This window comes from Flavobacterium cheonanense (assembly GCF_039539185.1).
In the GTDB taxonomy this organism is placed as follows: domain Bacteria; phylum Bacteroidota; class Bacteroidia; order Flavobacteriales; family Flavobacteriaceae; genus Flavobacterium; species Flavobacterium cheonanense.
In genome coordinates this window covers 491,731-506,387 of record NZ_BAABCT010000001.1, presented here as the reverse complement: position 1 = coordinate 506,387, position 14,657 = coordinate 491,731, and the positions used below count along the sequence as shown (strand labels likewise).

The following is a 14,657-nucleotide window of genomic DNA, read 5'->3' as shown; positions in this document are numbered from 1 at the left end:
ATGCAAATATAAAATCATTTTTTTTAATAATGTTACATTTTTGTTATTTATCGATTAAAAGTAGAAATAATTTTACGAAATCGACGTAGTTTATACAAATTCTAATCAAATTCTGACGTAAAAAATAATTTTACGCTTGGATATTTGCTCTGAGTCATCTGAATTGTGAAATCTGAATCTGCCAAAAACACCAATTGCCCATATTTATCGTGTGCTAAAAACTTTTGTTTAACTCTTTTGAATTCTTTAAACTCTTCATTTTTAGCATCATCAGGTTTTACCCAACAAGCTTTGTGTACAGGAAAATTTTCATAAGTACATTTTGCACCATATTCATGTTCTAAACGATATTGAATAACTTCATATTGAAGTGCTCCAACCGTTCCAATAACTTTTCTGTTATTCATCTCAAGAGTAAACAACTGAGCAACACCTTCGTCCATTAATTGGTCAACACCTTTTTCCAATTGTTTTGCTTTTAATGGATCAGCATTGTTGATGTATCTAAAATGTTCTGGAGAGAAACTTGGAATTCCTTTAAAACTCATCATTTCGCCTTCGGTAAGAGTGTCACCAATTTTAAAATTACCAGTATCGTGTAATCCAACAATATCTCCTGGATATGATATGTCAACAATTTCTTTTTTCTCAGCAAAAAAGGCATTTGGACTTGAGAATTTTAAGTTTTTATTCAAACGAACGTGCATGTAAGGTTTGTTGCGTTCAAAAGTTCCTGAAACAATTTTTATAAATGCCAAACGATCTCTATGCTTTGGATCCATGTTAGCATGAATTTTAAATACAAATCCAGATAATTTTTCTTCTTCTGGGTTTACAATTCTTGTGTCCGATTCTTTTGGCTTTGGAGTAGGAGCAATCTCAACAAAACAATCTAATAATTCTCTAACTCCAAAATTATTTAATGCAGAACCAAAAAACACAGGCTGTAGGTTTCCATCCAAATACTCTTGTCTATCAAATTTTGGATAAACTTCATCTATTAGTTCTAACTCTTCACGAAGTTTTTGAGCAGGTTTTTCTTTAATTAATTTTTCTAATTCAGGACTATTAATGTCAGAAATTGCAATAGTGTCTTCAATGTTTTTTCTGCTGTCGCCACTGAAAAGATTTATATTTTGTTCCCAGATATTATAAATTCCTTGAAAGTCATATCCCATTCCGATTGGAAAGCTTAATGGAGTTACTTGAAGACCAAGCTTTTTTTCAACTTCATCCATTAAGTCAAAAGCATCTTTACCTTCACGGTCTAATTTATTTATAAATACAATTATTGGAATTTTTCGCATTCTACAAACAGCAACTAGTTTTTCTGTTTGCTCCTCAACACCTTTTGCGACATCGACAACAACAATAACACTGTCAACAGCAGTTAATGTTCTAAAAGTATCTTCTGCAAAATCCTTGTGACCAGGAGTATCAAGAATGTTGATTTTTTTGTCTTTATAATTAAATGCCAAAACAGAAGTTGCCACCGAGATTCCTCTTTGACGCTCAATTTCCATGAAGTCACTGGTTGCTCCTTTTTTGATTTTATTGTTTTTTACTGCACCAGCCTCTTGAATAGCACCACCAAAAAGTAATAATTTCTCTGTTAGTGTTGTTTTTCCGGCATCAGGATGTGATATAATTCCGAATGTTCTGCGACGTTGTATTTCTTTTAAAAAGCTCATAATTGTTATAATGGACTGCAAAAATACTATTTATTAAATAAATAACTAATGGAAGTTGTGATTTGAAAAAATCTTCCTTTTTATTGTGTTAATAAAATTTTGTTAATAGTAAGTGCTATACTTGTTTAATACAGTCGATTTGTTACTTTTGTTGATTGTAATGTATGTGCTGCTATTGCACGAAAAATAGAAATTAATAAAACCACTTATTTAATTAAAATACAGAATATGAAGTTAAAACAATTGTTTTTAGGATTAATAATGTGTCTTGCTTTTACATCAAATGCACAAAATAAATCCAAAGAAGTTTTATTCACTATCAATGATAAGCCTTATTATACGGATGAATTTATAAGGGTTTATAATAAAAATCTTGATTTAGTTAAGGATGAATCTCAAAAAGATTTGAATCAATATTTAGAACTTTACATTGGTTATAAGCTTAAAGTTAACAAAGCAAATAAATTAGGACTTCAGGATGGACAACAGTATTTGTCAGAGTTAAAAACCTATAGAACTCAATTGTCTAAAAATTATACAACCGATTCAAAAGTTACCAAAGAATTGGTGGATGAAGGATATAAAAGACTTCAAAAAGAAGTTAATGCATCTCATATTTTAATTTTAGTTGATGAAAATGCATCTCCTGCAGATACTTTAGCTGCTTATAATAAGACAAAGGCCATTAGAGAGAGAATTATGAAAGGTGAAGATTTTGGAACGGTAGCTGCTGAAGTTTCTCAAGATCCATCGGCTAAAGAAAATAAAGGTAATCTAGGTTATTTTACAAGTTTCAGAATGGTTTACGCTTTTGAAAATGGCGCTTACAATACTCCTGTTGGAACCATATCTAATCCAGTGAGAACTCGATTTGGATATCATTTGATAAAAGTAAATGACATCAGAGCAAATAGAGGAGAAGTAGCAGTTGCTCACATTATGATTTTGAAACAAAAAGATAATGAAGAAGTTACAACAGCAAAAACTACTATCGAGGATATTTATAAAAAACTACAGCAAGGCGAAAAATTTGAAGAATTAGCTAAGCAATTTTCTGAGGATAAATCTTCAGCTTCAAAAGGTGGTGTTTTAAATCGTTTTGGTTCAGGACAATTGAGTTCTGAAGAATTTGAAAATAAAGCTTTTTCATTAACAAAAGAGAATCCGGTTTCTGAGCCTTTTGAAACTCAATTTGGTTGGCATATTGTAAAATTAATCGAAAAATTCCCAATAAAATCATACGAGGATTCTAGAATCGAATTAGAAAACAAAATCGGCAAAGACGATCGTTCTAGATTAATTACAAATTCTTTAACTGAAAAATTAAGAAAAAAATATCCAGTAAAAAGAGACGCTAAATTGTATAGTTCTATTGTAAAATTAGTAACCAACGATTTTTATGAAGCAAAATGGAGCTTGCCAGCTGACGCAAAAAAATATTCTGCAACTCTTTTCAATGTTGGAACTAGAAATCTAACAGGAACAACATTTTTAGATTACATATATTCTCAACAAAAATCAGGAATAGCTATTAAACCAATAGAAAAATTGGTTGAAAAGTTATTTGAAAATTTTGCTGATGAGCACCGTAATCAATATAATAATGAGAATTTAGAAAATGAGTTTCCTGAATTTGCATCAGTTATGGAAGAATATCGTGATGGATTATTATTATTTGATTTAATGGATAAAGAAATTTGGCAACGTTCCAAAACAGATTCTGTTGGATTGAAAGCATTCTACGAAACTCAAAAAAATAAATACCAATGGAAAACTCGCGTGACTAGTGAAATTTATTCTTCAAGAGATAAAGAAACTATGAACAAGGTTTTAGCTATGCTTAAAAAAGGGAAAACTCCCAAGGATGTAAAAGATAAATTTAATACTGAAGAAGTATTAAACGTAATGCTTTACGAAGGAACATACGAAGAAGGCGATAGCGCTTTGCCACAAGGAACTAAAATGGAGTTGGGACTTTCAGAAATAACAAATAAAGGTGAGTACTATTTTATCACTAAAGTAAATAAAGTTCTTCCTGCTGGTCCAAAATCATTAGAAGAATGTAAGGGTAAATTAGTAAACGACTATCAACAATATTTAGAACAAAATTGGGTTGATGAACTTAAAAAAGAATTTACGGTTAAGGTAAATCAAGACGTGTTTGAAACAATAAAAAAACAAATTAAAAAATAATAAACGAAGTAATGATGAATGTATTGAATAACAAAATTGTACAAGGTATTTTCCTTTTTTTAATTGGTTTTTCTGTAAACGCACAAGAGATAATTAAAGACAAAGAACCAGAAAAGAAAGCAACGACGCCACAGCAAAAGCGTCAACGTGTTGATGGAATTGTAGCAACTGTTGGAGATTACACGGTTTTAGATTCTGATATTGACAAAGCTTTTCTTGAAATTGAAGGTTCTGGTGGTTCTGTAAAAGACATTACTAGATGTCAAATGTTGGGTAAACTTCTTGAGGATAAATTGTATGCGCATCAAGCCATTCAAGATTCTATTGTTGTAAAAGACGAAGAAGTAAAAGAAAAAATGAATCAACAAATAGACTACATGGTTGAACAACTTAAGTCTATGGAAAATGTAGTAAAGTATTTCAAAAAGAATAATGAAGACGAGTTCAAAACAGAACTTTTTGAAATCTTGAAACAACAAAAATTAGCTGCTGAAATGCAGAAGAAAATTATTGATCCTATTCAAATTACACCAGAAGAAACAAGAAATTTTTTCAAGAAAATTCCAGAATCAGAACGTCCAATGTTGGGTGCCGAGCTTGAAATTGCACAAATCGTTATTGCACCAAAAGTTTCGCAAGCCGAGAAACAAGTGGTTATTGATCGATTGAAAGAAATTAAGAAACAAGTACAAGAAGGCTCAAGTTTTACAACCAAAGCAGTTTTGTATACAGAGGATCCTGGTTCGAGATCTAGTGGGGGTTTCTATAAAATCAACAAGAAAACACCTTTCGTAAAAGAGTTTAAAGATGTTGCGTTCTCAATGCAAGAAGGAGAAATATCAGAACCTTTTGAAACGGAGTTTGGTTTTCATATCATATATTTAGAAAAAATAAAAGGTCAAGATTTAGAATTACGTCATATTTTGATGATGCCAAAAGTATCTTATGATGCTCTAAAAGAGGCAAAAGATAAAATCGAAATGCTAAGAACAAGAATATTAGCTAAAGAAATCACTTTTGCTGAAGCTGCAAGAACAATGTCTGATGAGAAAGAAACACGTGCTAATGGCGGTACTTTGATCAATCCAAAAACTCAAGATACTCATTTTGAATTAACCAATATGGATCCAGTTATTTATGGTCAAGTTTCTAATTTGAAAAGTGGTGAAATTTCTTCAGTTATTTTAGATGAAGATGCGAAAGCTGGAAAGCGTTATAAAATTATAATGGTTACCAATAAAATTGAAGAGCATACTGCCGATTTTAGTAAAGATTTTATCAAAATTAAAGAGTTAGCTCTTAAAGAAAAACAAATCAACGCCATTGCAAAATGGACAGATGAAAAGGTAAAAGAAACTTATATCAAGATTAATGGTGAGTACAAAGATTGTACTTTTACAAATAATTGGTTGAAAAAATAGTAAGCAGTTTGTAGTTGTTAGCTTTAAGATATTTTTTAAACTTCCAACTTCTAACCTCCAACTTCTAACTTTAAAAAAATATGTCAGACGTTACAGCGATACAGAATTTAGTTCAAAAAAGACTCGAACTTAAAAAAGAAATTTCCAAAATAATTGTAGGTCAAGACGATGTTGTTGACCAAATATTATTGAGTATTTTTTCAGGTGGACACGCTTTGCTTGTTGGAGTTCCTGGTTTGGCAAAAACCTTAATGGTTAATACTATTTCTCAAGCTTTAGGATTGAATTTCAAAAGAATTCAGTTCACACCAGATTTGATGCCTTCGGATATTTTAGGAAGTGAAATTTTAGATGAAAACCGTCAGTTTAAATTCATTAAAGGACCAGTTTTTTCTAACATCATTTTAGCAGACGAGATTAATAGAACGCCACCAAAAACGCAAGCCGCTTTATTGGAAGCCATGCAAGAACGTTCGGTAACTATTGCAGGTCATAACTATAAATTAGATTTACCTTATTTTGTTTTAGCAACCCAAAACCCAATTGAGCAAGAAGGAACCTATCCTTTGCCAGAAGCGCAATTAGATCGTTTTATGTTTGCGATTAAATTAGACTATCCATCGTTTGCAGAAGAAGTTGAAGTAGTAAAAAGCACTACTTCTGATGCAAAACCAACCATAAATTCTTTATTTTCTGCACAAGAAATTATAGATTTCCAACATTTAATTCGTCGTATTCCTGTTGCAGATAATGTTATTGAATATGCAGTTACTTTAGTTGGAAAGACAAGACCAAATTCTCCATTGGCTACTGATTATGTAAATAATTATTTAGATTGGGGTGCAGGACCAAGAGCTTCGCAAAATTTAATTTTGGCAGCCAAAGCCAATGCCGCTTTCAACGGAAAATTCTCGCCAGATATTGAAGATGTAAAAGCAGTTGCGACTGGAATATTAAGACACAGAATTATCAAAAATTACAAAGCCGATGCTGAAGGAATTACAGAAGAAGTAATTATCGGTAAGTTGATGTAAATTTTTATACAATAATATTTGAACTCCTAATTAATTTATTTTGTTAGGAGTTTTTTTTTATCCTAAAATTTAACAATCATCAATTTTTCTTCGTTAAAATGCGATTTTGATAAAAAATGCATAGCCAAATTCTCGTTTTCGCAAATTATTTCTTTCAATAAAGATATTTGACTAAAAATTTTTTAATGGTATAACGTTTTCGTAAATTTGCGTTGCAAATAAATAAACCTATTACATTATGGCTTTTGATATCGAAATGATTAAAAAAGTGTACGGAACAATGGCAGAACGTGTAGACAAAGCACGTGAGTTAGTTGGACGTCCGTTAACACTTTCTGAAAAGATTTTATATTCACATTTATGGGAAGGAACGCCTTCTCAAGCTTTTTCAAGAGGAAAAGATTATGTTGATTTTGCTCCAGATAGAGTAGCTTGCCAAGATGCAACAGCTCAAATGGCATTATTACAATTCATGCACGCAGGAAAAAAAACAGTTGCTGTTCCAACAACAGTTCACTGTGACCACTTAATCCAAGCAAAGGTTGGTGCAACTACCGATTTAGCTGTAGCTAATTCACAATCAAAAGAAGTTTTTGATTTCCTTTCTTCTGTTTCAAACAAATACGGAATTGGTTTCTGGAAACCAGGTTCAGGAATTATCCACCAAATTGTTTTGGAAAATTATGCATTCCCAGGTGGAATGATGATTGGAACCGATTCACATACAGTAAATGCTGGTGGATTAGGTATGTTAGCCATTGGTGTTGGTGGTGCTGATGCGGTAGATGTAATGTCAGGTATGTCTTGGGAATTGAAATTTCCAAAATTAATCGGAGTTAAATTGACTGGAAAATTAAACGGTTGGACAGCTCCAAAAGACGTAATTCTAAAAGTAGCCGATATTCTTACTGTAAAAGGTGGAACTGGAGCGATTGTAGAATATTTCGGTGAAGGTGCAATCAATATGTCTTGTACTGGAAAAGGAACTATCTGTAACATGGGAGCAGAAATTGGAGCAACGACTTCAACTTTTGGATACGATGATTCAATGAGAAGATATTTGGCAGCAACTGGTCGTCAAGATGTAGTTGATGCAGCAGATAAAGTAGCTGATTATTTAACTGGTGACGCTGAAGTTTATGCTAATCCAAGTCAGTATTTTGATGAATTAATCGAAATTAACTTATCTGAATTAGAACCACATATTAATGGACCTTTCACTCCAGATAGAGGAACTCCAGTTTCTAAAATGAAAGAAGAAGCAACTAAAAATGGTTGGCCTTTAAAAGTAGAATGGGGTTTAATTGGTTCATGTACCAACTCATCTTACGAAGATATGGCACGTGCTGCTTCAATCGTTGAACAAGCCGTTGCTCACGGAATTTCTCCAAAAGCAGAATTCGGAATCAATCCTGGTTCAGAGCAAATTCGCTATACTATTGAAAGAGATGGAATCATCGCTACTTTCGAAAAAATGGGAACTAAAGTATTTACAAATGCTTGCGGACCATGTATCGGACAATGGGATAGAGAAGGAGCAGACAAAGGTGAAAAAAATACCATCGTTCACTCGTTCAACAGAAATTTCTCAAAACGTGCTGACGGAAATCCAAACACACATGCTTTTGTAACTTCTCCAGAAATGGTGGCTGCTTTAGCAATTTCAGGTGATTTGTCTTTCAACCCAATAACGGATACTTTATTGAATGATAAAGGTGAAGCGGTAAAATTAAATCCTCCAACAGGTGATGAACTTCCAAAAAGAGGTTTTGATGTAGAAGATGCAGGTTTTCAAGCGCCAGCTGCCGATGGAAGTAACGTACAAGTTGCGGTTTCTCCAACATCAGATCGTTTACAACTTTTAGCACCATTTGATGCTTGGGATGGAAAAAACATTTCAGGTGCTAAATTACTTATCAAAGCTTTCGGAAAATGTACTACGGATCATATTTCTATGGCTGGACCATGGTTGCGTTTCCGTGGACATTTAGATAATATTTCTAATAATATGTTGATTGGAGCTGTAAATGCTTATAACCAAGAAGCAAATAAAGTTAAAAATCAATTGACTGGAGAATACGCTGCTGTTCCTGCTGTAGCAAGAGCTTACAAAGCCGCTGGAGTTCCTTCAATTGTGGTTGGTGATCAAAATTACGGTGAAGGTTCGTCAAGAGAGCACGCTGCTATGGAGCCACGTTTCCTTGGAGTAAAAGCTGTTTTGGTAAAATCATTTGCTCGTATTCACGAAACTAACTTGAAAAAACAAGGAATGTTAGCCTTAACTTTTGCTAACGAAGCAGATTATGATAAAATCAAAGAAGATGATACTATTAACTTCTTAGATTTAACAGAATTTGCACCTGGAAAACCATTAACATTAGAGTTCGTTCATGCTGATGGTTCAAAAGATATAATTCTAGCAAATCACACTTACAACGAAAGCCAAATTGGTTGGTTTGTAGCTGGATCGGCTTTAAACTTAATTGCAGCCAACGCATAATTGGTTAGTAATTTATTTTTGCAAAAAGAACTCTCAAGGAAACTTGGGAGTTTTTTTATATATTTGAAAAAAAGTGCTTTATGAATAACGCAATTTGGTTTTTTGATAATATTGATGTTTTCCAAATCTTGTGTCCGCATAGTTATAAAAACTTTGCTGATAATCATGTTTTTAATAATTTTAATAAAGGTGATTTTATCTATTTTGAAGAAGATTCAGCAAATAAAATTTATCTGATAAGTAGTGGCAAAGTAAAGATTGGTTATAATACCGAAAGCGGTGATGAAGTAATTACGTCAATTTTATCTAAAGGTCAAATTTTTGGAGAGAAAGCCATTCTTGGTGAAGATAAACGTGAAGAATTTGCTCAAGCAATTGAAAATGGTACTTCAATTTGTGTCATTTCTCTTGAAATGATGTATGAAATGTTAAGACAGAATAATGATTTTTCTTTAAAAATCTACAAGTTTATCGGATACAGATTTAAAAAATTAGAACGAAGACTTCAATTATTGTTATTTAAAGATTCCAAAACACGATTACTTGAATTTATAAAAGATTTAGGTGATGAATATGGTTATGATAACATTGTGAGTGGTGATAGAGTTATTCGTCATCCTTATACTCAAAAGGAAATAGCAACTTTAATTGGTACTTCAAGACCAACTTTAAATATATTATTAAACGAACTTCAAAAAGATAATATATTGATTTTTCAAAGAAAAGAGATTATTTTAAAAAAGTAGTTATGTAAGAAGTCTAACATTTTATTGCAATTGGTTTAATTATTTTTGATTAAAATTAAATTGCTATGAAGAAGATTTCGTTTTTTTTATTACTATTATTTTCAACGTTTAGTGTTTACAGTCAGGGTTGTAGCGATGCTGGATTTTGCACTATAGAAAATTTTCAAGTACAATCTGTTGATTCTTTGAACCATAAAAATGCTTTTAAAATTGGAGCAAATTTTGGTGCAGCAGATAATGATATTATTGTTTTTGGTTCCTACCTTGAGTACCAAAGAACAATATCAAAAGTTGTTGATTTAGATTTGAAAATCAATTACTTAAGCCAGACTGCAAATGGATTCTCTTCTTCAGCTTTATCAGATGCTTTTTTGATTTCAAATTTTAGATTGAATAAAACATCAAAGGTTTCCTTAGGTTTAAAAATCCCTTTCAATGATGGAAACTTAAAAGATAACGGATTTGCATTGCCATTAGATTTTCAACCAAGTTTAGGAACATTAGATTTAATAATTGGAGCTTCAAAAAGATTTGATCGTTGGAATTTTGCTTTAGCATTGCAACAACCATTAACTCAAAATAAAAATGAGTTTATTGCTCCAGCAGGAAGTGATTTTTTTTCTACCAATAAATATATTAGAGCAGGTGATTTACTTTTGAGAGCTTCCTATTTATTCGTGATAAACGACAAACTTACCTTAAGTCCAAGCATTCTGCCAATATATCATTTAGCGGAAGATAAATTTACAGATACTGATGGAATCGAAAAAAATATTGATGATTCGAGTGGTTTGACAGTAAATCTAAACGCTTATTTAAACTACAAATTGAATAAAGTTAGCGGACTAGAATTTAGTCTTGGTTTTCCTACAATAGTTCGTAAATCTAGACCAGATGGTTTGACTAGAGGATTGGTCGCAAATTTGGAATATAAAATTAAATTTTAACTTTAAAATAAATAGCTATGATTACATTAAAAAAAACATTTTTTATGTTAGTAAGTTTAACTTTACTAATTACTTTGTTAAGTTCATGTTCATCTGATGATGACAATCAAACGACAGCACCAGAATCTTTGTACAAAGGAACTTTTGTTTCAGCAGTTCATCCAACAAGTGGTTTAGCTTCAGTTAATGCTACTAAAACTAAGTTGACATTTACAAGTTTTATGTCTGATAATGGTCCAAATTTGGATATTTATTTAGTTTCAGATTTATCAAATGTGAATGCTGATTTTATTAATCTAGGAAACATTAAAGGATTAAGCGGAACTCATTCTTATGATTTACCAGCTAATGTTGACTTTGCAGTATACAAACATGTTGTAGTATGGTGTTCCGATTTTAATGTTAATTTTGGTTATGCAACCTTGGCTAAACAATAAAAAAATAGTTATAATTTTTGCAAAAAAAAGCTCCTAAATTTAGGAGCTTTTTTAATTATATATTTTTATAAATTTCGGTCAAACCAGAATTCCATTCTACAGTTTCATAATAAAAGTTAAGTGTAGTTAGCTTTCCTTTTTGTTGGATGATACATTTTCCAGTTACAATTGCGTTGTCACCTTGTATTTTTAATGTATCACCAGTTACTAATTTACTGTCTTTAAATTGCTGATAAACTTTTTGTGCAATTTCTTCCTTAAGTTCTTTTTTGGAATTAAAGGTACTTACAACAATCATATTTCCACTATTGTTTTTTACAATTAGCTCCATGCCATTGTAGCCATACTTATAAGTGGTAACTTTTGATTTTTCTTGGCCAAAAGAAAATTGTGCCAACAATAGCAATACAAACAAGGATTTATTCATAGATGTAAATTTGGGTTACATTTTAAAAACGCTAAAATATCATAATTATTGGAAAGTAGTGACTTTTATTTCAAAAATTAATTAAAAATTAATTAAAAAATCAAAGAAGTTAAGTATTTGTTGCAGTAAACTCTGTAAAATTTGAATTGAAATAGTATATTTTTATTTTGAAAACAAAAAAATTCCGCTTCAAATAATAGAAACGGAATTTTATTTCGAATTAATAATCTACTAATAGTAAGTATAACGTCTTACTTTAGAAATATATTTTGCAAGTCTTATAACTTGGTGGCTGTAACCATATTCGTTATCGTACCAAACATATAAAACAATGTTTTTACCATCGCCTGATACAATAGTAGCATTACTATCATAAATAGATGGTGCCGATGTTCCAACAATGTCAGAAGAAACTAATTCGTTGTTTAAAGAATATTTAATTTGCTCTACAAGTTCACCTTCTAAAGCATATTTTTTCATAATATTGTTTACCTCTTCAACAGAAGTTTCTTTACCAACTTCAAGATTCAACACTACAAGTGAACCATTCGGAACAGGAACACGAATAGCATTGGAAGTTAATTTTCCTGCTAAATTCGGCAATGCTTTTGCAACAGCACTTCCAGCTCCGGTTTCTGTAATTACCATGTTTAAAGCAGCTGCTCTTCCACGACGGTATTTTTTGTGCATATTATCCACCAAGTTTTGATCATTGGTATATGCATGAATGGTTTCTAAGTGACCTTTTACAACTCCAAGCGTATCTTCAACTGCTTTTAAAATTGGTGTAATTGCATTTGTTGTGCAAGACGCAGCCGAGAAAATATTTACAGTATCAGGATTATAATCATTATGATTTACACCGTAAACAATATTCGGAACACCTTTTCCAGGAGCAGTCAATAAAACTTTATCAACTCCTTTAGAAGTTAAATGACGTTTCAAAGCCTCTTCTGTTGTAAAAGCTCCAGTGTTATCAATAACTAAAGCATCTTCAATTCCGTAAGCTGTATAATCAATTTCTTCCGGAGAATTGGCTGTAATGATGTGAACTGTTGTTCCGTTGATGATTAAAGCATCATTTTCAGTATCAGCATTTACAGAACCTTCAAAATCGCCATGAACTGAATCATATCTTAATAACGAAGCTCTTTTTTCTAATGATTGTGCGTCATTTCTATCACGAGTTACAATAGCTCTTAGACGTAATTGTTGTCCTTTTCCAATTTTACTCATCATTTCACGAGCCAATAATCTTCCAATTCTACCAAATCCATAAAGAACTACATCTTTAGGTTTAATTTCTTGTGAGTTTTTAGAGCCTTTTAATTTGTCAATAACAAATGCGCGTGCATCGTGATATTTATTGTCTTCTAAATGATATTCATAAGTTAATTTTCCAATATCTATTCTTGATGGTGGTAAATCTAAATTTTCAATAGCACGAGCAATTTCAACAGAATCAAAAACATTAATTGGTTTTTGAACGAATTCACCAGCATATTCATGAAGATTCATAATATCGCTGACGTTTCTATCAATTAATTGATTTCTAAAGAATACCAATTCGATAGATTTGTCATACCATAAATCACTAATGATTTTAATAAATTCTACACCAGCCTTTCGTCTGTCAGCCTGAAAAGAAAGCTCTTTTTCGTATAATGCGTTTTTGTTCATTTTGAGAAAAATTGATTAGTTGTGTTGTTAAAAATAAATTTCCGTGCAAAAGTAATCAACTATAACGTTTTCGTAAAATTATTTCAAACTTTTTTTAAATAAAAAAACCATTCTGAAAGAAACAGAATGGTTTTTCACCTTTTATTACATTATATTTAGATGATGATGCGCATTACTTGACCATTTTTTGTCATTAATTTGACACTAGTACCTTGACTTTCATTAGCGTTGTTGGTTGCTCTCGATACCGTTTCTACATCAGATGCTTTTACACCATTGATGTCTAAAATGATGCTTCCTTCTAATTCGTCTTTGTAAGGTAAAAGTCTTTGGTTACTTACTTCTTTGATTTTTACACCGTAGTCAATTCGGAAATTTTTCTTATCAGCGTCTGATAAATTTTCTAATTCTAAACCTTTAAAATCTGTTTGAATTATATCATTTTTTACTAAAATTACAGGAACAACTTTTGTTTGTCCGTCTCTTTCATAAGTCACATTCACCTTATCATTCGGACGTTTTGTGTTGATAAATCCAGATAGTTCAGCATAAGATGAAATTTTTTGATTGTCTAATTTTTTGATGATATCACCTTTTTTCAGACCAGCTTTTTCCGCACCAGAATTTTTATTAACCTTATTAATATAGAATCCTTCAGTATCTTTAATTCCTAATTCTTTAGAATAATTTCCTGTCAATTCACTTCCTTCAACACCAAGAATTCCTCTTTGAACATTTCCAAATTCCATGATGTCTTCAATAATTTTGCGTGTAATATTTGATGGAACTGCAAATGAATATCCAGCATAACTTCCTGTTGGAGAAGAAATCATTGTATTAATCCCAATCAATTCACCACGAGTGTTGACTAAAGCACCACCAGAATTTCCCGGATTTACAGCAGCATCCGTTTGAATAAATGACTGAATTCCTTTGGTATCCAAATTTCTTGCTTTCGCAGAAACAATTCCGGCTGTAACAGTCGAATTCAAATTATATGGATTTCCAACTGCTAAAACCCATTCTCCAACTTTTACCTGATCAGAATCGGCAAATGTTGAATAAGGTAATTTTCCATCAGCATCGATTTTTAATAAAGCAATATCCATTTTAGAATCAGTTCCAATTAATTTTGCTTTGTAAACTTTGTTATTGTTCAAAGTAACTTCAAGTTCAGAAGCATCTTTAATCACGTGATTATTAGTTACTATGTATCCATCTTCAGAAATAATAACTCCAGAACCAGTTCCAATTTGCTCTTGTTGCTGTCCTCCTCGTGAACCATAAATAAAATCCATTATATTGTAAACGGTTCTTGTTGAAACATTTTTCACGTGAACAACCGTATGAACTGCATTTTCTGCAGCCGAAGTAAAATCAATATTTTCTGCACCCATTCCAACAGTTCTTCCGAAGGAACTTGGAGCTTGTGTAACAATTGAATTTCCATTGACATCTTTTTCAATAAATAATTTATAAGCACCTAGTGTTGTAGCACCGCTTAACAAAGACACTAAAAATAAACTTGATAATCTTTTCATTTTTTAAATTGTTTTAAATCATTTAACATCAAAATTAGTA

At 31.6% G+C, this 14,657-nt stretch carries 11 protein-coding genes; 7 read left to right on the top strand and 4 right to left on the bottom strand.

The features are described 5' to 3' along the window. Positions 1-101 precede the first annotated feature (101 nt). Entirely contained in the window at positions 102-1,691 is a 1,590-nt protein-coding gene (locus ABD766_RS02425; protein ID WP_298302874.1) for a peptide chain release factor 3, read from the bottom strand. 228 nt (positions 1,692-1,919) lie between these two features. On the opposite strand from ABD766_RS02425, the gene ABD766_RS02420 reads away from it, so the two are divergent. The 7 genes from ABD766_RS02420 (at position 1,920) to ABD766_RS02390 (ending at position 10,969) form a co-directional block, all read left to right on the top strand. Continuing rightward, positions 1,920-3,884, top strand: a complete 1,965-nt coding sequence (locus ABD766_RS02420; RefSeq protein ID WP_344815205.1) for a peptidylprolyl isomerase — start codon at positions 1,920-1,922, stop codon at positions 3,882-3,884. Between the two features lie 14 nt (positions 3,885-3,898). Next, entirely contained in the window at positions 3,899-5,305 is a 1,407-nt protein-coding gene (locus ABD766_RS02415) for a peptidylprolyl isomerase (protein WP_344815392.1), read from the top strand. 80 nt (positions 5,306-5,385) lie between these two features. Further along, the gene (locus ABD766_RS02410; protein WP_344815204.1) at positions 5,386-6,339 is read left to right on the top strand and encodes an AAA family ATPase; all 954 of its coding nucleotides are present in this window, start codon (positions 5,386-5,388) and stop codon (positions 6,337-6,339) included. 238 nt (positions 6,340-6,577) lie between these two features. Next, complete coding sequence (locus ABD766_RS02405; protein WP_344815203.1) at positions 6,578-8,839, top strand: aconitate hydratase; 2,262 nt, start codon at positions 6,578-6,580, stop codon at positions 8,837-8,839. Positions 8,840-8,919: 80 nt separating this feature from the next. Beyond that, a complete protein-coding gene (locus ABD766_RS02400) occupies positions 8,920-9,585 on the top strand; it encodes a Crp/Fnr family transcriptional regulator (protein WP_298302863.1) in 666 nt (221 codons plus the stop codon). A 65-nt stretch (positions 9,586-9,650) separates the two neighbouring features. Next, on the top strand, positions 9,651-10,532 hold the full coding sequence (locus ABD766_RS02395; protein WP_344815202.1) for a PorP/SprF family type IX secretion system membrane protein: 882 nt from the start codon (positions 9,651-9,653) through the stop codon (positions 10,530-10,532). A 17-nt stretch (positions 10,533-10,549) separates the two neighbouring features. After that, on the top strand, positions 10,550-10,969 hold the full coding sequence (locus tag ABD766_RS02390; protein WP_344815201.1) for a DM13 domain-containing protein: 420 nt from the start codon (positions 10,550-10,552) through the stop codon (positions 10,967-10,969). Positions 10,970-11,024: 55 nt separating this feature from the next. Here ABD766_RS02390 and ABD766_RS02385 read toward each other — a convergent pair whose 3' ends face one another. The 3 genes from ABD766_RS02385 to ABD766_RS02375 all read right to left on the bottom strand — a co-directional run bounded on the left by ABD766_RS02385 (position 11,025) and on the right by ABD766_RS02375 (position 14,617). Then, positions 11,025-11,396 carry a hypothetical protein gene (locus ABD766_RS02385; RefSeq protein ID WP_298302854.1) on the bottom strand — a complete coding sequence of 124 codons (372 nt, stop codon included), beginning with the start codon at positions 11,394-11,396 and terminating at the stop codon, positions 11,025-11,027. Between the two features lie 231 nt (positions 11,397-11,627). Beyond that, positions 11,628-13,076, bottom strand: coding sequence for a glyceraldehyde-3-phosphate dehydrogenase (locus ABD766_RS02380; protein WP_298302851.1), 1,449 nt, complete (start codon positions 13,074-13,076; stop codon positions 11,628-11,630). Positions 13,077-13,231: 155 nt separating this feature from the next. Next, entirely contained in the window at positions 13,232-14,617 is a 1,386-nt protein-coding gene (locus ABD766_RS02375; protein WP_344815200.1) for a trypsin-like peptidase domain-containing protein, read from the bottom strand. Positions 14,618-14,657 lie beyond the last annotated feature (40 nt).